The following is a 20,236-nucleotide window of genomic DNA, read 5'->3' as shown; positions in this document are numbered from 1 at the left end:
AATGGTTGATAAAAAGAAAGAATCAGTAGACAAAATCATTCAATCGATCGGTGGAGAGAAAAATATTAACGCGGTCTATCATTGTGCAACTCGCCTTCGCTTCCAGTTAAAAGATACCACGCAATTCAATCAAGCACAGGCGAAGGAAATTCCAGGAATACTAGGGACTAAATTGACCGGAGATGAAGTACAATTTGTGATTGGTGGAGAAGTAGGAAATTACTATTCGACTGTAATCAATCAGTATAAAATCACGGAAAAAAACAGTGCTGAAGCTGTAGATACACCTAAAAACGGACTTGTGAAACGAATCGTCGAAAACATTGTTGGTGTAATGGCGCCAATCATTACAGCATTGATCGGATTTGGTTTAATTCGGGCGGTTTTAGCTTTACTGGTCCTTTTGGGATTGAGTAGAGAAAGTTTAAATTATCAAATCATCAATATGATTGGAGATGCCGCCTTTTACTTTTTGCCTTTTTTAATTGCGGCTAGTGCGGCAAGACAATTCAAAACCAATCTTTATTTAGCATTGGGGATCACAGGCGTCTTACTACATCCAACATTTCAGAGTCTGGTTGCCTCGGATGTTTCTATGCAGCTGTTTGGGCTTCCGATACGTGAAGCCGCTTATTCAGGAACGGTTATCCCAATCATCTTGATCGTCTGGGTTATGAGTTATGTTGATCGTTTATCTGAAAAGATCATTCCGAGTGTACTAAAAACCATGTTGAAACCGCTTTTCATCGTGATCATCATGGCTCCGCTAGCACTGATGATCTTAGGACCTATCGGCGCGATTTTTGGAGATGGATTGTTCTTTGTTGTGGATTATCTGCGAGTGACTGTTCCATGGCTCGTGCCGACACTGATGGGCATCTTCACGCCTTTATTAGTAATGGTTGGTATGCATACGGCTTTGACTCCGATTGCGCAAGTCTCCTTTTCAACCGTAGGCTTTGAGATCGTCCAAGGACCAGGTATGTTAGCAAGCAACATTTCGCAAGCGGGGGCCGCCTTTGGGGTATTTGTTAAAACCAAAGATAAACAGATGAAACAAATTGCTTTTTCCAGCGGTATCACGGCGCTGTCTGGTATCACGGAACCTGCACTGTACGGGGTTAACTTGAAACTGAAAAAACCACTGATTTATGTGATGATTTCAGGTGGAATTGCTGGTTTTTATGCGGGGATCAGCGGACTAGTCCGCTATTCATTCGGATCGCCGGGGCTTTTGACCTTGCCGGTATTTTTCGGAGAGGATGCCTCTAATATTGTAAAAGCAGCCATAACATTGGCGTTAGCTTTTTCGATATCGTTTGTTTTGACAGTCATTTTTGGTTTTGAAGAGAGTATTGAAGAAGATATGAAAACGTTGGAGAATCCTTCACCGATTGCTTCAGAAAAACGGACAGCGGCTGAAGAAGCATTGATTCAAGGCTTCGTCCGTGGCAGCGTTTTGCCGCTGAGTGAAGTAGCTGACGAGGTTTTTGCTACCGAACAAATGGGACCAGGGCTAGCGATCGATCCTGCGTCAGGAGAATTCCATTCACCGATTGAAGGCACGATAACGACTGTCTTTCCAACAAAACATGCCATCGGGTTGCGACATGATAATGGATTAGAAATGTTACTGCATATTGGATTAGATACAGTGAAACTGGATGGAGAAGGATTTGAACTTTTTATTGAGGAAGGTCAGCGAGTAAAGGCGGGTGAGTTGCTAGCCCGTGTTGATATTGATTTTATCAAGTCTAAAGGCTACGATCCAACTTCTGTTTTGATTTTTATGAACAATCAGAATGAACCGGTATTTTTTGAGCACGATGAATTGATTGATTACTCGAATAAATTAGTAACAATTATTTAGAAGAAAGAAGGGGAAAAAATGAAAACAAAATTTCCAGATGGATTTTATTGGGGTGGGGCGACAGCTGCCAATCAATTAGAAGGAGCGTATCAAGTGGGCGGCAAAGGAATGTCAATCAGTGATCTGCTTCTGGGAGGCGATGTGAACACGCCTCGGCGAATCACCACAGAAATTGAAGAAGGTGCTTTTTATCCAAGTCATGAGGCGATTGATCATTTTCATCGATACAAAGAGGATATTGCTTTATTTGCAGAAATGGGATTTAAGCTGTATCGCTTTTCTATCGCATGGACTCGTATTTTTCCGACCGGTTTAGAGAAAGTACCAAATGAAGAAGGGTTAAAGTTTTACGATGATCTGATCGCAGAATTAAAGAAGTACGAGATAGAACCGATGGTCTCATTGTCTCATTATGAATCACCGATAGAAATGACAAAACAGTTCAATGGCTGGGAAAGCAGAGGAATGATTGAATCGTATGAAAGATTCGCCAAGACGGTCATTGATCGTTATCAGGATGATGTGAAATATTGGCTAACATTCAATGAAATCAATATTTTATCCAGAGATGTAGGGGTGGGTACGTATTTAGGAGGAGGAATGTATCCAAAAGATATTGATGATTTTTTGAATACACAAAATATCGATAACAGTCAGCAACGGTTTCAGGCGCTCCACCACCAATTCGTTGCAAGTGCCCGAGTGATCAAGTACGCAAAAAGTCTACACAAAAATTTGCAAATGGGCTGTATGATTGCCTATCGAATGATTTATCCGTTGTCTTCTCATCCAGAGGATATTCGTTTTGCACAAGAGATGACTAATATCAGTAATTTTTACTGTGGTGATGTTCAAGTGAAAGGTCGCTATCCATATTTTGCTAAAAAGTTTTGGCAAGATAGAGGGATAGACCTTACTATCGAAGCAGGAGATTTAGAAGTACTGAAAGAGGGCACTGTTGATTTCTATACGTTTTCTTACTACCAATCTTCTACTGTGACTAAAGTAAATGATCAAGCCGAAAAGCAAACGGGGAATTTTTTCAATGGGGTTAAAAATCCGCATCTTACAGCGAGTGAATGGGGCTGGGAAATCGATCCATTAGGATTGCGCATTGCGTTAAATCAAATTTATGAACGCTATGAAATTCCCTTGATGGTGGTCGAAAATGGGTTAGGTGCAATGGATACCCTCATTGAAAAAAATGGTGAATATACAGTCGAGGATGATTATCGTATCGACTATTTACGAAGACATATTAAGGCAATGGCTGATGCTATTGCAGATGGTGTTGATCTTATCGGATATACTTCTTGGGGGCCCATCGACCTTGTTTCAGCAGGAACTGGACAAATGGCAAAACGCTACGGGTTTATTTATGTAGACAAGCATGACGATGGGACTGGCTCGTTGGCTCGCTATAAGAAAAAGTCCTTTTATTGGTACAAAAAAGTGATTCAATCAAATGGTGAAGGAATTAAATAGAAAACTGCAAGCTCAAGTTATTACAGAAAAAAGCGAAGGTGCTGCTGAGCCTTCGCTTTTTCGTCGCCTACAATTGGACAGGGGGATTAATTGTGGCTGACTTCTTCGTAAAAAATGGCGTTGCGTTCTGCAATCAGTTGGGTTTCCCTTCGCTCTAATTCGAGAAAGGTTTCGTCTGCCAGCAATTCGGCAGCAGAGTAGCCGGCCGCCAAGAAGTTTTCTGCATAGGTCAATTTCTGATTCGTGATGTTTCTTCGTTGCTCGGCAATAATGAGTAGCTGTTTCACATTCATACACTCACTCCATTCTTTTATAAAAAGCAAGTACTAAAAGAGGACAGCTGATAATACTTGCAAGTCAACGGTGAAGGCGGGAAAACGATCATGGTCAGCTATTTGTAAATAAGAGGAGAACGACAGGTTCGTTTCTGATTGATCGTTTTATACGGAAGCTTTGTACTAAGTATAAAAAAATTTCCCCCGTAGCAACAGAACGTAGTCGTTTACATAAAGCAACGATTGGTTTACATTCTTTGGACAAGTGGGTGTAACAAGAAAACCAAGCAATTTTGTCCTGGAAAACGGCGGGATTTGACGACAAAAAACCTGCGGCCGCATCAAGCGGAAGCAGGTTTCACGGGCTAGTAGAAATAGCTTAAACGGTTTGTTTTGCTGGGCGTAGCAAGACTTCGCTGATCGCCACATGTTTGGGCTGTTGAATGGCATAAACCACTGCATTTGCTACATCTTCTGGTGTTAGGCTATTGCCTTCTACGCGAGAGGTTTCTTTCAAGGCTGCTTCTAGTTGAGCATTGCCGACGGTTTCAAACAATTCCGTGGAGACCATTCCTGGAGAGACGATGGTGGAGCGAATGCCATGTTCACGTTCTTCTTGGCGCAAGCCTTCCATGATTGCACGAACTGCAAACTTTGTCCCGTTGTACACGGCAGAACCTGGGTAAATGACATGTCCGGCAACTGAGTCAGTGGCGATGATCAAGCCGTCTTGTTGTTTTTGCATGATGGGCAGCACAGCGCCGATCCCGTTCAATACCCCCATGATATTGATATCCAGCATTTGTTGCCAGCTGTCATAGTTCAACTCTGCCAAGTTTCCTTGAGGCATGATGCCAGCATTATTAAAAAGGACATCAATCCGACCAAAGGAGGTCATGGCTAAATCAATGACTTGTTGGACTTGTTCGCGATTGGTGACATCAGCTGTTTGATACAAGACATTTTCTCCTAATTTTTCAGCCAGTGCTTTGATGCGCTCTTCACGGCGGGCAGCGATCACTACTTTTGCCCCTTGCTCGGCTAGTTTAACGGCAGTTGCTTCCCCAATTCCTGAAGAGGCCCCCATAATTACGATAACTTTCTCTTTGATTTCTGTCATTTGTATTTCCTCCAGTGAATGATTTTTTCAGCGAATCCTGCTACTGCCAATGGTGAACCTGTGAGACGATAGGTGATTGACAGTACAGTGCTTGCGGTGTATTTTAATTGTAGAATCTGAAGTTAGGTTTAGGTCAAGCGATAAATATAATTTTTTTTAGGAGCGATGCAAGTGAGTTACTCGATTGGCGAAGTATCACAAACGACCAATATCCCCATCTCGACACTGCGTTATTACGATCGAGAAGGGATGTTTCCGAAGTTGGCCCGCAGTAATGGCGGCATTCGGGTGTTTTCAGAAAAAGAAGTAGCGACGATCAAAGTGATCGATTGTTTGAAGAATACCGGCATGCCCATCAAAGACATCAAGAATTTCTTGGATTGGGGCGAGGAAGGCGATGCGTCTTTGCAGAAACGGCAGCAGCTGTTTCATGAACGTCTGGAAGAAGTCACAAAGCAAATGGCAGCCTTGCAAGAAACCATGAATACGATCAAATACAAATGCTGGTACTACGATACCGCGATGGCAGCAGGCACCGAAGCGGTGGTAAAAGAGTTGCCGCTAGAAGAAATACCCGAAGAAGTCCGAGCATACAAACTGTAAGCCCATCGAAAAACCACCTGCTGTTTTTGCAGGTGGTTTTTCGATTCTACTGGTTTTTCTGGGAAAATCAACCTTGCCAGTTGCCGTTTTCTAACGGCAGTTCATCAGTCCCATGAAAATTGGATTTCGTTCGTCGGCAGTGTTACTCAATAACGCCTACAGGAATCAAATAGCGGGGTTCATTTTCCGTTGGCAGCTGCAGCAGCTCTGTGAGTTCATAATCCGTGAAGGCGCCGATCGGCACAGCGCCTAAGCCTAACGCTTGGGCCTGCAAAAGGACGTTTTGGGCGGAATGACCGACTTCGATATAGGCATAGCGTTCGATTCCTCGGTCCCCATAGCGCTCGATCAGTCGTTCATAAACCACTGTATAAAGCAATGTGGCAGGTGCCCATTGAATCGCTGGCTGATCCAACGAACCTTCCGCCAATGCGGTCCGAAAATCGCCGGCAAGAACTTTTGCTAAGGCATGTTGCTCAGGTTGATACAGATAAAGCCCTGGCTCAAGCCCCGTTACCTGTGTGACCACGACATAGAGGTCTAAGGGATACAAGGCACCAGCCGAAGGCGCTGTGCGGCGACCATCTTCTGTAGTGACACCGGCAGCGGCCCATAAAAGCTGTGCTAACTGTTCTTGTGTTAGCTCAGTATCTTGAAAATCCCGTTGCGAGCGCCGCTCGAAGAGAGCTTCCGCCACACTGGTATCCCCGTCTAAGATTGGTTGTGGCAATGGAAAGGTTTCATAGGAAACTGCTGGTTCGGAAGAAGTTGCGGTGTTGGCAGTCGGTTGTTCTTCAATTGGTGCCGTATCCGCACTGCAGCCAGTGAGGAGTAAGCCCAGCACCAAAAGAGCGACTAAATGAGCAAAGCGAAATCGTTTGTAACGGGTCATAAGGATTCCTCCTTTTTCTAAGGGCTTCGTGTTATTTATAAGTATAACAAGGATTGTTTTTTCATGCGCTTTTATTCACAAATTTGTGAGCGGTGACAAGCGCATCAGCTCAATCAGGTCATAGGGAAAGCAGACTCTTTAATATTTTCTAAAGGCTTAAAAAGTATTTACTATCGAGAAATCGTCTAGATTCTGTTCTGGCTCTTTCAATCAATGATCATTGGAAAAGTATGCAGCAAATGCCAGAGTGTTATCTAAAGGAAGACAATCATCATTAGATGGGGAACAGCCCTTTGAGGAGCCGTCTGGAATCAATAAAGCCCCCTTGTCTCTTGCGACAAAGGGGGCGGGACTAACTGTTCATTTCTGCGACTTCTTCCTCCATATCAAATTCCAACTGTTTGGCAGCATTGAGCTGGTCGCTATAGTAGCTGGCAAGCTCTTCAGCAGATTGCGGTGTTAGATTGTTAAAGGCAAAAGTCACATAGGAGCCATGATCCTCTAGGCAAATCGAATTGATAGTGAAGCGACGCTTATCATCGTAAAAGACGTAACTTTCACCTGGTATGAAGGTTTGCTCGGGATGAGTACGGACACGGAAGCCATTGAAACTCATTTGATACATCTCGAACGTCTTGGCATCATAAGAAAGCTGACGATTGATGGCGATACTCAAGGCTTCACTATCACTTTCGATAAAACGGTTTTTCCCGATCAAAATGGCATAAAACAAGCCATAGAGGTTATAGAGCGACCAAATCAAGGTCACGATATAGCCGAATTCATACCCTTCTCCTCGGTACAAACGATACCCAGCTACCAGACAGGCAAAGGAAATCCAAGTAAAGAGGATGATGTGGGGCAAGACGGTTCGCCAATCAAAGGCGTTGCTGCCGACGATCTCTTTTTTGGTCACGTTGAATTTTTTCTGTGATTTCATAAATTCTTTGATCAATGCCCCGGTGTGGATAGGAGCGACAAAGCAATCATAGATGTGGGAACTTGTCAGGTTCCTGATCTTAGGGACATACAGCCGAAACGACAGGGAAATCATAATGAAAGGCGGTAAAAAGAACAGCAACAATTGGTGATTGTTGCTTCTGACGATAAAGATATCAAAAACCATAAATAAGGTTGGTGCCAATAAAAAGATGATTTTTTGGAAAGAGGTAAACCAATACAAATAGGAGTTGTAATAACAAAGTTTTTGCATGAACGACAACCCTTTTAAGCGGCGCGGTTTGAAGTGGTCAAAAATTTGTTTCGTTCCTTGCGCCCACCGAGTCCGTTGTGAGGTCAGCTCTTTGGCAGTGTAAGGAGTGATCCCCAAGGCATAGGCTTTATTGATAAAAATCGTTTCATAGCCGGCGTCTTGTAAAAGCATCCCGGTCGCCATATCTTCGGTGATACTGCTGGTAGGAACGCCGCCGATCTCTTCAAGGGCACTGCGGCGAATGATGGCATTGGTACCGATATGGATCAAAGCATTCTCACGAGAAAGTGCGGGTTCTAGAAAGCGCATGAATAATTCCTGTTCGTTGTACATGGATTTGCGCAGTAATTGAAAAGGATCTTTGTTATAAAATGTTTGTGGATATTGCACCAATGCAACTTTAGGATTGCGGAAATAGTCGACAGCTTCAAAAATAATGTTCTTTTTGACGATAAAGTCAGCATCCAGAAGCAAAATCAAGTCACTGCTGGTTTGGGACAAGGCATAGTTGATATTCCCAGCTTTAGCATTGGCATTTCCTTCGCGGGTCAAATAGCCGAGGTTCATTCGCTCGGCCATTTCTTTTAGTTCCTCTCGATGGCCATCATCGCAGATATAGATTTTTTTATTGGGGTATTTCAAGGCTTTGACAGCCAGTGCGGTGGCGATCACCAGCTTGATGTCTTCATTGTAAGTACAAATAAAAGCGGCGACACTTGGCAAGAATTCTTCTGCTTCATCCCCCTCGTAGCGGTATTCTTTTGAGAGCTTATTGGAAAAAAGGTAAACAAAAAAGCCATAGACAAATAAACCAATGACTTCCGCAATATAGAGAATAATCCCAAATACTAGTGAAGCAGAACTATCAATCGGGATCGTGAAAAATAAACGCCAAACCAAGTAAATAAACAGAAAAGCAATCGTGATCTTCGAAAACAGCTGTTTGATTCGATTATTTTTCTTTGCCAGAAAATACAACAAGAAAATGACCAAAAACAACCCAGATAAATAAACCAATTCCAAACCAATCTCCTCCTTTGTTATACTAAAATAGTAATAAGTTTTTAAAAATAAATCAAAGTAAACGATTGCATTTTTTTAACATGTGAGAAAGAAGAAGGAGGACAAGTACGAAGAAGAGAAAAAGGCCAAACAAAAACCCTCCAGCAACGAATTGCTGGAGGGTTTCATTTAATTGGCAGCTGCCAATGCTGCTTGGTTTTGTTTGGCATGATAGGCTTCCACGTCTAGGATTGCCTGTTTAAACATTTCTCGCGTGATCTCATAAGGCACGTGGACGATGTCATTGGTGGTCATTGCTTTGTCTAAGATTGCCTCAAGATCGCTGGTGTCGTTAAGGCCCATATCTGCTAGGCAAACCGGCAGTTTGTTTTCCTTCATAAAGGCGTAGATGCGCTGGAAGAGGGCATCTTGCTGATCGAGCTGCAACAAGGCCAAAACGCCGTAACTAACGGATGCGCCGTGTAAATAGTCTTCCATTTTTTCCAAAACGGTCGTTCCGTAGTAAAAGGAATGAGCAAGGGCGGAGTTGTAATCATTGACGACTAAGACGGAAACTAAGCCGGTGGTTACGATGATATCCAAGACGACTTGCTCAATGGCATAAGACGGCTGATTGGCGGCACTGTCTTTCAAGGCTTGTGTGCCGTATTGCAATAAGCGTTCCGTGCACATTTTGCCGATTTGGATGCCTAACCCATCGGTGTAATCTAACTGATCGCCCCGCGCTGAAAATGTCGATTCGATCTCTTTGGAGAGGGCATCGCCGATTCCTGCCCATAAGTACTTGTCGGGGGCTTGGGCGATGATCTCACTGTCGATAAAGGCATGGGTCGGCGGTTGCGAAGGGAAAAACAACCCTTGCATCTCGCCGTTTTCTTTATAGATGACACAAACCGCGGTGACTGGTGAGCAGTTGGAGCCAATCGTTGGGAAGGTGAAGACTGGTTTGCCAGCTTTTTCCCCAACCACTTTGACGGTATCGCAGACGCGGCCGCCACCAACGGCGAATAGAACATCGGCGGCTTGGACACTTGGAGTAGCGAACAGCTGATCGACGTTTTCATAGGTCGAGTTGCCGCCGTACCACAAGGTATCCGTCACTTGGACTGCTGACGTTAAAGCGGCTTTGATCTTGTCTTCAGCTTTTTCAAGGGCGGTTTTTCCGCCGATGATCACGGCATTGGTGCCGTATGGTTTTACGATGTCATTTACTTTTTCGTAGGCGTCCGCCCCGATTGTGTAGTTTGGCAAAAAGATACTTTGACTCATACTTTTCTCCTTCTTTCTTGGCCACGAGATTGGCTAAAATTGGTCCGGTAATTTGATGGATCACCATGCCGACTGCGGCAGGGGTAACGGCTGCAGCAATGGCGGCAAAGTGGGCATTGGCTAACGAGATCGCTAGGCCAGTATTTTTCATTCCTAATTGAAACATGATGGATTTGGCTTGGGTGGCACTGACGCCCATCACACGGCTCAGACCATAGCCTGCGCCGTAGCCGATCAAGTTATGGAGCAAGACTAAGAAAATCACGATCAAGCCAGATTGGACGATGACGGCGCCGTTGCGAGCGACAGTTCCTGCAACGATCAATAAGATACTGACGGAAGAAATCAACACAAATGATTGCAGAAATCGCTCGATGTGCTTGGCAATGAGTTTGTGGACGATCACCCCTAAAATGATTGGCAAAAGCACCATCTGCAAGACAGACAAGAGCATTTCCCAGAAGGAGATCTCGGTGTACTGACCAGCCAAGACATAAACCAAAAAGGGTGTAACGACGGTCGCTAACAAGGTCGATACCGTGGTCATGGAAACGGTGAGGGCGACATCGCCTTTGCCGATGAAGGTCATGACATTGCTGGCGGTTCCACCAGAAACGCAGCCTAGTAAGACAAAACCGATAATCAAACTGGAAGAAAGACCAAACAGCTGCGCTAAGCCGTAAGCCACCAAAGGGCTGATGGTGAACTGGAAAAGCACCCCTAAGATGAATGCTTTGGGCTGTAAGACGACCATTTTAAACGCAGCAACGTTTAGAGTCATCCCCATACAAAACATGATGATGCTCAAAAGAATCGTTGTACGAGGCGGAATCCATAAGAAGGGTTGCGGGAAAAAATAAGAGACGATCATCAATAAAATCATGATGTAGATCAAATACTTGTTTACAAAAGCAGCGATCGTGTTGACGGTTTTCATAATAAAAAATCATCCTTCCTTTTTTCTGCTTGACCAATCAAGTGTCCAAACAGAAGGGGTCTTTAGAATAAGTGCAGTGCATAACCGCGGGGAATCGGCAGCAGTTGGTCAACGAGCGTTTTGGATCTATCTGACATCAAGGTGTCAGCTTGCAAAAGGCCGCTTTCTTGAAAATGGGTATAAAAAAACACTCCATCTCAAGAAGCTGTTCTTCTTTTTGGATGCAATGTGAATAGGGACTCTTTGAATGTATAAAATCAAACAGTCCCGACTATAATAATAAAATAATTCGTTTGCTAACATTGGTGCGGGTCATATACGCCACCGTCCTTTTCTTTATTTGGAATTTTCTAAATATTTAAATTATTTCTACCTAGTCTACAAAAGAGTCAACGCTTTGTCAATTGTTTGAGAAAATTTTTTTCATTTTTTTGGGTGTTTTTTAAAAAACATGGGTTTCTATGGGGAAAAACAGCAAGAATTGGTTTGTGCTGTGCTTTTTTCCCCTTCGTTTAGAAACAGAATAGTTGTTGGATCTTGGTTTTTGTCCTACGATGATACTAGCAAGAGTTGGAAAAAGAAACGAGAGGAGCAAAGAAAATGAAAATTTTTGTCGTTGGTGCTACTGGACGAGTAGGCCAAAAATTGATCACCTTTCTAGAAAAACAAGGACACATCGTTTATGCTGGTGCGCGCAGCAGTGAGAAAATCACAGAAACGGAGACGATCAAGCCCGTGTTCTTTGATTTACACACAGAACCGGAAGAGATGGCGGCGAAATTCGCAGATGCGGAAGCGGTATACTTCGTGGCGGGTTCCCGAGGCAAAGACTTGCTGCAATCTGATCTGTATGGTGCGGTCAAAGTGATGCAAGCCGCTGAAGCAAAAGGAATTAAGCGCTACATCCACCTTAGCTCAGCCTATGCCTTAGAACCTGAACAGTGGCAAAGGGAAGGCATGGCGTCATTGATGGATTACACGATCGCCAAATTTTTCTCTGATCGCTGGCTGATCGACAACACCGCACTAGACTATACGATTTTGCAGCCGGGTGCGTTGAAAGAAACGCCAGGTTCTAGTTTGATCGAGATCAGTGAAACGACCTCTGGTGCGATCCCCATCGAGGATGTCGCCGTCTTGTTAGGTGAAATGCTGGAACGTCCAGCAACTTATCAAAAAGTCATCAAAGTCCAAGCTGGGGAAACCCCCATCAGCGAGGCACTGGATCAGCTTTAAGGCGAGCCTTTGGGCTTGAAGAGAATGTACTGAAGGAGCTGTACGGCAATGAATCGTTGGCGTGCGGCTTTTTTTTGTGAAGAAGCCAGCCACTTTTCATTTTTGAAAGCGGTGACTCTTGACTTTGGAAAAATAGTTTGTTACGCTTATTGCTAACTTTAGAGGGGGTGGTAAACGAATGTCAAGCGACTCGAGTGACGGTGAGCAGAAACACTATTTTGACTTGCCTTACTTTTTAATTGAATAGGAGACAAACAACAGCGCGTTATTTAGGAGCAGTTTCTAAATAAGGGGCTTATTTGTGTTATCCATCAATGAAAAAGAAAAGGAAGAAGAAAAAAATGAATAAAAAAGAGTTTCAGTTATCAGTGTCAGAAACAATCGAACAGTATCAGGTGCCGTCAATCGATCAAGGGTTGACTGAGGCGCAAGTAACCGAGCGGTTAGAAACCTACGGATTGAACCAATTAGCGGTCAAAAAAACCGCCAAGTGGCGTTTGCTGCTGCGACAATTCCATAACACGATCATCTACATTTTGATTTTCTCTGCCATCTTAACGCTGCTGATGGGGCATTTCTCTGATGCCGTGATCATTGGCATCGTCGTGCTGGTCAATGCGTTGATCGGTTATTACCAAGAAGCGAATGCTTCCGATGCGTTAGAACGGATCAAAGAGATGCTATCAGCAGAAGCCACGGTCTATCGGAATGGGATTCGTCAAGATATTCCAGCTGCCGAAGTCGTTCCAGGGGATGTCGTATTCCTAGAAGCTGGTGACAATGTGCCCGCAGATCTGCGAATCATCGAAGCCGACAACTTGCGTATCCAAGAATCCGCCTTGACTGGTGAAGCCGATTCGGTGGAAAAAATAACAGATGCCTCAATGGATGAAGCAACGCCATTAGCGGAACAACGGAATTTGGCGTTTGCTTCGACTTCCGTGACGTCAGGAAGCGGGAAAGGGATCGTGATCGCTACTGGCGTCACGACTGAAATCGGGAAAATCTCAGCTGAAGTCAATCAAACGGAAGAACGAAAAACGCCGTTGATGAAAGAGATTGATGGACTGGGGAAAGGCATCACCTATGTGATCATGGGCGTGGCGGTCTTGCTATTTGTCGTCAGCTTGTTCCAGCAGACCTATGCGATCTCTGTCTTATCCTTAGCCGTTGTCACCATGATCGTCGGCTCGATCCCAGAAGGATTGCCAGCAACGACCTCGGTGGTTTTGGCGATGGGTGTCAGCGACATGGCAAAAAACAAGCACACCATCATCAAAACGCTGCCAGCGGTTGAAACGCTAGGCTCAGTGGATGTGATCGCGACGGATAAAACAGGTACCCTGACCAAAAATGAAATGACGGTCAAAGACATCGTATTGGCTGAGCAGGAATATGAAGTGACGGGTGACGGCTATGCGCCGGTGGGAGAAATTCGTCCAAAGCAGGAGGACGTCCACGCGCAAGACACCTTGCAGTTGTTTTTGGAAGCTGGTTACGAAGCCAACGATACGGTATTAGTGCCAGAAGGAAATCACTGGACGATCAATGGGGAACCAACAGATGGCTCCTTCTTGACGCTGTATCATAAGCAATTTGCCTATCCGCAAGCACCTGCTTACCAAGAGCTGGATATGCTGCCCTTTGATTCGGACAACCGCTACATGGCGAAACTAGTGGCAAACCCTGCGGGGGAACGCTTGCTATTTGTTAAAGGCTCCCCAGATAAATTGTTTGAAATGGTGCAAAAACAAGCGGCGCCTTTTGATGAAGCCTATTGGACAGACCATGTCCGCCGCTTGTCGGCAGAAGGCAAACGAGTGGTAGCGGTGGGCTATCAGAAAGTTTCGATTGATCACATTGATGAAACGATTTTTGAGCAAGGGCTGCAATTACTAGGGATCGCTGGGATCATCGATCCGCCGCGAGAAGAAGTGATTGCCTCCCTGAAGGAAATGAACCAAGCCGGTGTTCAAGTGAAAATGATCACTGGCGATCACCCTCTGACCGCCAAAGCGATTGGGGAAAAGCTTGGCTTAGCGGATGAGATTCACGTCGTGACTGGTGCCGAGTTGGATCAGATGAGTGAAGCTGAATTTCAAGATGCTGCCTTGACGAATCAAGTCTTTGCACGAACCACGCCGAAAAATAAATTGGACATTATCAGAGCGCTACAAGCCAAAGGCAAAGTCACGGCGATGACAGGGGACGGAGTCAACGATGCCCCTGCGTTGAAGCGGGCGGATATCGGTGTAGCGATGGGGATCAGCGGCACGGATGTAGCCAAAGACTCTGCTGATATGATCTTGACCGATGACAATTTCGGTACCATGTCCTTAGCGATTCGCGAAGGACGCAGGATCTATGACAACATCAAAAAGAGCATTCTGTTTCTGTTGCCGACATCTTTTGCCGAAGGGCTGATCATTGCCTTTACGATCATGATGCAAAAAGAATTGCCGCTGCAGGCGACGCAACTGCTGTGGATCAACATGGTTTCTGCTATTACGATCCAGTTTGCGTTTATCTTTGAACCAGCAGAGTCTGGGATCATGAACCGCACACCGCGAAAGACAGGCAATAAATTGTTGAATCGCCACGATATTTGGCAGATGGCGTATGTATCGATCTTGATGGCAGTCATCAGTTTGATCGCTCATGACTGGCTCTTGCTGCAAGGCGTCAGCGAAGCCGTTGCCAGTACCATGATGGTCAATATCGTGGTCTTGAGTAAGATTTTCTATTTGTTCAACATCCGTACAAGTGCACCAGCGTTTTCTAAAGCTTCCTTCACCAATCCAAAAGCATTCGTGATCATTGGTGTGATGCTGGTTCTGCAACTGTTATTGACCTATGTTCCATTTATGCAAAGCGCCTTTCATACTGAGGACATGTCCTTGATCGGCTGGGTCATCTCAGCAGCTTCTGGGATGGTCGTCTTACTCGTGACGGAGTTTGATAAATGGCTTCGTTCGAGAAAAAATATTTAACCTAGGTTTTCTCGTGTTTTTCACAGGCAAAACCGCCTTGCTGCAGCTTAGGAAAATGGCGGAACGACAAGAGATTTCTGCTGTCGCTGCTTTGGGGTTGCCAAAAGAAAAAGCCAAGAGGAATTCCTATCGGCTTGTAATCAGGCCTATTGACAAACAAAAATGGTCGGGCTAAAATGCACATGAATTGAATAGTATTCTTCGGGGCAGGGTGTAATTCCCGACCGACGGTGACAAGCGCAATGCTTGAAGTCCGTGACCCGCATAGCTATGCGGTGGAGCCAGTGTGAATCTGGCACCGACAGTGAAAGTCTGGATGGGAGAAGAAAAACCACAAAATTTCAAGGGGCGCAGTGCGTCTAAAATTGATTTTTTGCCGGTCTTGTTTGTCTATGCCTCGTGAGATTCTCACGAGGCATTTTTTTATTGAAAGGAGGAAGGAAGATGCATAACGAATACATGCGTTTGGCGATCGCAGAAGCCAAAAAAGGGCGCTACCAAACCTTTACCAATCCGCTAGTGGGCGCTGTGATCGTCAAAGAGCAACGGGTCATTGCCAAAGGGGCTCACTTAGTCTATGGGCAGCCCCATGCGGAACGAAACGCCATCGAACAATGCCATTCCTCCGAAGACCTAATCAATTCGACTTTATACGTGACATTAGAACCTTGCAACCATCAAGGAAAACAGCCGCCTTGCACCCAGCTGATCATCGACAGTGGCATCAAAAAGGTAGTCGTCGGCCAGTTAGACCCTAACCCAATCGTGGCTGGACAAGGCAAGCGCTTTTTAGAAGAACAGGGCATCGACGTGTTGGTGGGCATCGAAGAAACAGCGGTGCGACGTTTGAATCCACACTATAATTTTTACCATCAGCATCAGCGACCTTACGTGGCGTTGAAGCAAGCGATCACTTTAGATGGCCGGATCGCTCATGATGCGTTGACCCGCAGTGCGATCACTGGTTCAGCGGTTTGGCAAAACGTCCATCAAGAACGTGGGGACTATCAAGGAATCTTAGTGGGCAGTCAGACGGTGTTGACGGATGATCCCACCTTATTGACCACGGTTGAAACCAGCTTTCCGCCGATTCGCATCGTGTTAGACCGTCGGGGGCGAACGCTGTCGCAACCCCATTTGGCACTGTTTGTCGATGATTCGGCACCTGTGTGGATTTTTACGCAGCAGACAACTGTCAGTGATTTGCCAGCTCATGTGTCAGTGATCCAGCTGGAAGAGTTGACAATTGTTTCATTGCTGAAGGAGCTTGCCGCACGACAGGTCCAATCGCTTTACGTAGAAGGAGGCGCTGCGATCCATGATGCCTTTTTAGCCAGCGGACTGTGGCAAGAAAGCATTGCCTATGTGGCGCCAAAGTTTCTTGGGGGCAATAGTCTCGCAAGTTTTACCAGTGAGCGTACCCCGAAACAGCTGCAGCAGCTAACAGAGGTGACGGTGACTGCAGTTGGGGAAGATGTTTGCATCCGAGGAAGGAGACCAGAGGAATGTTCACAGGATTGATTCAGGAAAAAGGCCGCATCAAAGAGATCCGCAAGCAAAGCCGCACGATCCAGCTAACTTGCAGTGCGTCCGAAGGATTACTGGCGGATTACCAGATCGGAGACAGTATGGCGATCAACGGGACGTGTTTGACGGCGATCGCCAAACAAGCGACGACGTTTACGGTGGATATCATGCCAGAAACCTTTCAACGAACGACCTTTAAACAACTCTCGGTGGGTGCCGAAGTCAATTTGGAGCGAGCGATGGCAGCAACGCAGCGTTTTGAAGGCCACTTTGTCGCTGGCCACATTGATGTAACGACCCGTTTGATCCAGAAAAAGCAGTTGGAAAATGCCTTGATCTTGACGTTTGCTTATCCTGTCAGTGTGCAAGGGGAAATCATTCCGCAAGGGTCGATTGCGATCAATGGCGTCAGTTTGACGGTTACCCAGACGACGGCACAGGCATTTTCCGTTAGCTTGATCCCCCATTCCAAAGACCAGACGACGCTGGGGCAGTTGAAACAAGGGGAGTGGGTCAATATCGAGACGGATATGATCGGGAAATATGTCAAATACCAACGAAAATGAAAGAAGGCAGACGATGCATAAAGTAGAACAAGCAGTGGAATGGTTAAAAAAAGGCGGCTTAGTGATTGTCGCCGATGATGAAAATCGGGAATCAGAAGGAGATTTGATTGGGATCGCTGAATACGCAACGCCAGAAGCCGTCAATTTTATGGTGACTTATGGCCGCGGCTTGATCTGTGCACCCATCTCACAAGCGATCGCTGAAAAGCTGGCATTGCCTGAGATGACCGCCAATAATACGGATGCCTTTGGCACCGCGTTTACCATCAGTGTCGATCACGTGACGACGAGTACGGGAATTTCTGCGAAAGACCGGGCAGTGACGATTGAAAAGTTGGCTGATCCTGCGTCACAAGCTGCGGATTTTTATCGCCCTGGTCATATCTTCCCTTTGACCGCTCAACCTGGCGGCGTGTTGGAACGCAGAGGACATACAGAAGCGGCTGTGGATTTAGCAAAGCTTGCTGGCAGCGTGGAAGCAGCCTACATTTGTGAGATTTTAAATGAAGATGGCACGATGGCTCGGGTCCCAGAATTGAAAAAATTAGCAGAAAAATGGCAGCTGCCGTTTTTGACCATTGATGAGTTGGCGGAATATCTACGAGGAACCACGCCTATCACGGTGGATCTGCCAACGGCTTATGGGGCGTTCCAATTGACCTTATTTGAAGATGAGTTCGGCAATGAACACCTTTTACTAGCCAAAGGCGAGATTCAACATACTACCGAGCCGCTGTTACTACGGATCCATTCAGAGTGTTTAACAGGCGACGTCTTCGGCTCTCATCGCTGTGATTGCGGCGAACAGCTACAAGAAGCGATGCGGCAGATCGAAGCAAAAGGCCGCGGTGCGATTTTGTATCTACGCCAAGAAGGCCGCGGTATTGGCTTGCGGAACAAGCTCCGTGCCTATCAGCTGCAGGAACAAGGCATGGATACTTATGAAGCAAATATTGCATTGGGGTTTGCAGCAGATGCTCGTCATTACACGTTTGCCGCCGATGTTTTACGTTCCTTAGAAGTGCAGGAGATTCAACTGATGACCAACAACCCTGACAAGGTGAAGGAATTAGAAAGCTTAGGGATCAAGGTAGTAGCACGGGTACCGCTGGAGATGCCTGCGCATAAAGAAAACAGCAGCTATTTGAAAACGAAGAAAGAAAAGTTTCACCATTACCTATCTATTTAATCAACCAAAGGAGAATGAGCGATGACAGTATTTGAAGGAACGTTTCAGGGAGAGGCAGTCAAAGTAGGGATCGTGGTCTCACGATTCAACGAGTTTATCACTTCCAAGTTAGTGGAAGGCGCCAAAGACAATTTGCTGCGTCATGGAGTCAAAGCAGAAAACATCGATGTGTATTGGGTACCAGGGGCTTATGAGATTCCGTATATTACCAAAAAAATCGTTGACCACAAGCAATACGATGGGATCGTGACATTAGGTGCCTTGATTCGCGGAGCAACGACTCACTATGAATTGATCTCAAATGAAGTGGCGAAAGGCGTAGCCCAAATTGGTCTGAATGCCGACATTCCGATCATGTTTGGTGTGTTGACGACTGAAACAATCGAACAAGCCATTGAACGGGCGGGAACCAAAGCCGGCAACAAAGGCAGTGAAGCCGCTCAAGGTCTTTTGGAGATGATTTCGTTGAATCAGCAAATCCTTGGCAACGCATAGGTTTCACGTTCGAACAAAGGGAAGCTACAAGAACAAGCCTGCCTGAGCATAGGCATCAGACTGGAGACAGACTTCGTACAAAATGAAGTCTGTCTTTTTTCATCATTTAAAAGCATGGGATTATTTTTGCCAAAGGATTCGCTTCTTCACGGGTACCGTATTTTCGATAGGTCAATGGAGAGGAAAACGCCCAATCAATCACGAACATTAGAATAACTCTTATTTAAGGAAATTTTCAGAAAATTATTTACATTTCACAAAAGGTTCCTTATAATGACTCTATTCATTGAGAGTGATTCTCATTTGCAAATAGATGTCAAAGCAGTACATGGCTTTGGCGCTTTTCATGAGAAGAACTGTTATAAGCGAAAAAACGCACAGATGCTTCTTTTATGATGGTGGCGAGGCAACAGTCAGGTTGTTTTTGCTGTGAAATCAGGAGAGGATCGTGCTGAATAAAGGAGAATCACATGTCGGTAGGGTTGATTAAATCAAATCGTTGGATGGTTTCGACAATCATTTGCTGTGTTTTAGTTGTCGCCATTCTCTTATCTGCAGGAGTTGCTTTGGCAAACGGACAAGCCAATATCACCCTTGGCGAAGTTTATCAAATTCTCTTCTATAAAATCAGCCATGGATTGGTTGGTGATCTTTCAGGCATTTCAGACGCAAACATCAATATCGTCTGGTTTGTTCGGGCACCGCGGGTCTTGCTGTCTATTTTTGTGGGCATGGGGTTAGCGATCAGCGGGGCAGTGATGCAGGCGGTGGTCCAAAATCCGCTGGCAGATCCCTATATCTTAGGGATCTCTTCAGGCGCATCCTTAGGGGCGACCTTCGCCATCTTAGTCGGTTTTGGCGGCTCGGCGCTAGTCTTGCAGCTGGGCTTATCGTTTGGTGCCTTTGCAGGAGCGGGGATTGCCACCATTTTGGTGCTGCTGCTTGCTAGTATCGGTGGGAAAATGACTTCCACAAAACTCGTGCTGTCGGGGACGATCGTCAGTGCCTTATGCAGCTCTGTTTCAAACTTGATCATCTATCTGGCTAGCAATGCAGAAGGGATGAAGACTGTGGCGTTTTGGTCGATGGGCAGCTTAGCCTCGGCTTCTTGGAACAAATTGGGCTTTATCGTGGTTCTGGTTTCTTTGATCACGCTGTTCTTCCTGACGCAATACCGTGTTTTGAATACGCTTTTGCTGGGAGATGAAGTTGCTTCCACCTTAGGGGTCAAGCTGACCTTCTATCGTCGTTTTTACATGCTGCTAGCAGCGCTATTAACCAGTATCATCGTTGCGAATTCTGGTATGATCGGCTTTGTCGGCTTGATCATTCCTCATATCGTACGTGGAGTCAGCGGGTCGGATCATCGCCTGTTGATGCCTTTGACCGCTTTGACAGGCGCGTTGTTTTTGATTTGGGCGGATGTGATCGCCCGCTCGACCCTGCAAGGAGTCGAACTGCCGATCGGGATCATTACAGCGCTGATTGGCGCACCGATCTTTATCTATATCATTGTCAAACGGCAATACAACTTTGGGGGGTGACG

The 20,236-nt window shown here is 45.6% G+C and carries 16 protein-coding genes and 1 riboswitch; of the genes, 10 read left to right on the top strand and 6 right to left on the bottom strand.

The window, feature by feature from the left end:
* Position 1 precedes the first annotated feature (1 nt).
* On the top strand, positions 2-1,870 hold the full coding sequence (locus A5878_RS16005) for a beta-glucoside-specific PTS transporter subunit IIABC (protein WP_086295774.1): 1,869 nt from the start codon (positions 2-4) through the stop codon (positions 1,868-1,870).
* An 18-nt stretch (positions 1,871-1,888) separates the two neighbouring features.
* A complete protein-coding gene (locus tag A5878_RS16000) occupies positions 1,889-3,355 on the top strand; it encodes a glycoside hydrolase family 1 protein (RefSeq protein ID WP_005230590.1) in 1,467 nt (488 codons plus the stop codon).
* Positions 3,356-3,441: 86 nt separating this feature from the next.
* Here A5878_RS16000 and A5878_RS15995 read toward each other — a convergent pair whose 3' ends face one another.
* The gene (locus A5878_RS15995) at positions 3,442-3,648 is read right to left on the bottom strand and encodes a hypothetical protein (protein WP_005230591.1); all 207 of its coding nucleotides are present in this window, start codon (positions 3,646-3,648) and stop codon (positions 3,442-3,444) included.
* A gap of 361 nt (positions 3,649-4,009) precedes the next feature.
* Positions 4,010-4,750, bottom strand: a complete 741-nt coding sequence (locus A5878_RS15990) for an SDR family oxidoreductase (RefSeq protein ID WP_005230592.1) — start codon at positions 4,748-4,750, stop codon at positions 4,010-4,012.
* 165 nt (positions 4,751-4,915) lie between these two features.
* Here A5878_RS15990 and A5878_RS15985 point away from each other — a divergent pair, with 165 nt between their 5' ends.
* Positions 4,916-5,353: a MerR family transcriptional regulator gene (locus tag A5878_RS15985; RefSeq protein ID WP_005230594.1), complete on the top strand. Its 438-nt coding sequence runs from the start codon at positions 4,916-4,918 to the stop codon at positions 5,351-5,353.
* A gap of 142 nt (positions 5,354-5,495) precedes the next feature.
* Here A5878_RS15985 and A5878_RS15980 read toward each other — a convergent pair whose 3' ends face one another.
* The 4 genes from A5878_RS15980 to A5878_RS15965 all read right to left on the bottom strand — a co-directional run bounded on the left by A5878_RS15980 (position 5,496) and on the right by A5878_RS15965 (position 10,687).
* The gene (locus A5878_RS15980; RefSeq protein WP_086295773.1) at positions 5,496-6,245 is read right to left on the bottom strand and encodes a SagB/ThcOx family dehydrogenase; all 750 of its coding nucleotides are present in this window, start codon (positions 6,243-6,245) and stop codon (positions 5,496-5,498) included.
* 352 nt (positions 6,246-6,597) lie between these two features.
* A complete protein-coding gene (locus A5878_RS15975; RefSeq protein WP_005230599.1) occupies positions 6,598-8,481 on the bottom strand; it encodes a glycosyltransferase family 2 protein in 1,884 nt (627 codons plus the stop codon).
* Between the two features lie 168 nt (positions 8,482-8,649).
* A complete protein-coding gene (locus tag A5878_RS15970) occupies positions 8,650-9,750 on the bottom strand; it encodes an iron-containing alcohol dehydrogenase family protein (RefSeq protein ID WP_005230601.1) in 1,101 nt (366 codons plus the stop codon).
* Positions 9,686-10,687, bottom strand: coding sequence for a bile acid:sodium symporter family protein (locus tag A5878_RS15965; RefSeq protein WP_005230603.1), 1,002 nt, complete (start codon positions 10,685-10,687; stop codon positions 9,686-9,688). The genes A5878_RS15970 and A5878_RS15965 overlap by 65 nt, the downstream gene beginning before the upstream one ends.
* 600 nt (positions 10,688-11,287) lie before the next feature.
* Between A5878_RS15965 and A5878_RS15955 the strand changes: the two genes are divergently transcribed.
* From A5878_RS15955 to A5878_RS15920, 7 genes are all read left to right on the top strand, one after another.
* Entirely contained in the window at positions 11,288-11,923 is a 636-nt protein-coding gene (locus A5878_RS15955) for an NAD(P)H-binding protein (protein WP_005230609.1), read from the top strand.
* A 341-nt stretch (positions 11,924-12,264) separates the two neighbouring features.
* Positions 12,265-14,913, top strand: a complete 2,649-nt coding sequence (locus A5878_RS15950; protein WP_005230611.1) for an HAD-IC family P-type ATPase — start codon at positions 12,265-12,267, stop codon at positions 14,911-14,913.
* 193 nt (positions 14,914-15,106) lie between these two features.
* Positions 15,107-15,245: riboswitch (FMN riboswitch) on the top strand.
* 112 nt (positions 15,246-15,357) lie between these two features.
* Positions 15,358-16,434, top strand: a complete 1,077-nt coding sequence (gene ribD, locus A5878_RS15940; protein WP_086295772.1) for a bifunctional diaminohydroxyphosphoribosylaminopyrimidine deaminase/5-amino-6-(5-phosphoribosylamino)uracil reductase RibD — start codon at positions 15,358-15,360, stop codon at positions 16,432-16,434.
* On the top strand, positions 16,419-17,006 hold the full coding sequence (locus A5878_RS15935) for a riboflavin synthase (protein WP_005230617.1): 588 nt from the start codon (positions 16,419-16,421) through the stop codon (positions 17,004-17,006). The genes ribD and A5878_RS15935 overlap by 16 nt, the downstream gene beginning before the upstream one ends.
* Complete coding sequence (locus A5878_RS15930; protein WP_005230620.1) at positions 16,984-18,195, top strand: bifunctional 3,4-dihydroxy-2-butanone-4-phosphate synthase/GTP cyclohydrolase II; 1,212 nt, start codon at positions 16,984-16,986, stop codon at positions 18,193-18,195. The genes A5878_RS15935 and A5878_RS15930 overlap by 23 nt, the downstream gene beginning before the upstream one ends.
* Before the next feature lie 21 nt (positions 18,196-18,216).
* The gene (gene ribE, locus A5878_RS15925; RefSeq protein WP_005230622.1) at positions 18,217-18,690 is read left to right on the top strand and encodes a 6,7-dimethyl-8-ribityllumazine synthase; all 474 of its coding nucleotides are present in this window, start codon (positions 18,217-18,219) and stop codon (positions 18,688-18,690) included.
* Positions 18,691-19,160: 470 nt separating this feature from the next.
* Complete coding sequence (locus tag A5878_RS15920) at positions 19,161-20,234, top strand: iron ABC transporter permease (protein ID WP_005233272.1); 1,074 nt, start codon at positions 19,161-19,163, stop codon at positions 20,232-20,234.
* Positions 20,235-20,236: the final 2 nt, after the last annotated feature.

It is taken from the genome of Enterococcus sp. 3G6_DIV0642 (assembly GCF_002140635.1).
In the GTDB taxonomy this organism is placed as follows: Bacteria; Bacillota; Bacilli; order Lactobacillales; family Enterococcaceae; genus Enterococcus_D; species Enterococcus_D casseliflavus.
This window is presented reverse-complemented; position numbering and strand designations above follow the sequence as displayed.

What these genes read in the sequence shown, in the direction of transcription:
- A5878_RS15955 (WP_005230609.1), top strand. Translation starts at nt 11,288, where the DNA reads ATGAAAATTTTTGTCGTTGGTGCTACTGGACGAGTAGGCCAAAAATTG.
- A5878_RS15950 (WP_005230611.1), top strand. Translation starts at nt 12,265, where the DNA reads ATGAATAAAAAAGAGTTTCAGTTATCAGTGTCAGAAACAATCGAACAG.
- A5878_RS15970 (WP_005230601.1), bottom strand. Translation starts at nt 9,750, where the DNA reads ATGAGTCAAAGTATCTTTTTGCCAAACTACACAATCGGGGCGGACGCC.
- A5878_RS15965 (WP_005230603.1), bottom strand. Translation starts at nt 10,687, where the DNA reads ATGAAAACCGTCAACACGATCGCTGCTTTTGTAAACAAGTATTTGATC.
- A5878_RS15920 (WP_005233272.1), top strand. Translation starts at nt 19,161, where the DNA reads ATGTCGGTAGGGTTGATTAAATCAAATCGTTGGATGGTTTCGACAATC.
- A5878_RS15985 (WP_005230594.1), top strand. Translation starts at nt 4,916, where the DNA reads ATGCAAGTGAGTTACTCGATTGGCGAAGTATCACAAACGACCAATATC.
- A5878_RS16000 (WP_005230590.1), top strand. Translation starts at nt 1,889, where the DNA reads ATGAAAACAAAATTTCCAGATGGATTTTATTGGGGTGGGGCGACAGCT.
- A5878_RS15980 (WP_086295773.1), bottom strand. Translation starts at nt 6,245, where the DNA reads ATGACCCGTTACAAACGATTTCGCTTTGCTCATTTAGTCGCTCTTTTG.
- A5878_RS15930 (WP_005230620.1), top strand. Translation starts at nt 16,984, where the DNA reads ATGTCAAATACCAACGAAAATGAAAGAAGGCAGACGATGCATAAAGTA.
- A5878_RS16005 (WP_086295774.1), top strand. Translation starts at nt 2, where the DNA reads ATGGTTGATAAAAAGAAAGAATCAGTAGACAAAATCATTCAATCGATC.
- A5878_RS15990 (WP_005230592.1), bottom strand. Translation starts at nt 4,750, where the DNA reads ATGACAGAAATCAAAGAGAAAGTTATCGTAATTATGGGGGCCTCTTCA.
- A5878_RS15935 (WP_005230617.1), top strand. Translation starts at nt 16,419, where the DNA reads ATGTTCACAGGATTGATTCAGGAAAAAGGCCGCATCAAAGAGATCCGC.
- ribE (WP_005230622.1), top strand. Translation starts at nt 18,217, where the DNA reads ATGACAGTATTTGAAGGAACGTTTCAGGGAGAGGCAGTCAAAGTAGGG.
- ribD (WP_086295772.1), top strand. Translation starts at nt 15,358, where the DNA reads ATGCATAACGAATACATGCGTTTGGCGATCGCAGAAGCCAAAAAAGGG.
- A5878_RS15995 (WP_005230591.1), bottom strand. Translation starts at nt 3,648, where the DNA reads ATGAATGTGAAACAGCTACTCATTATTGCCGAGCAACGAAGAAACATC.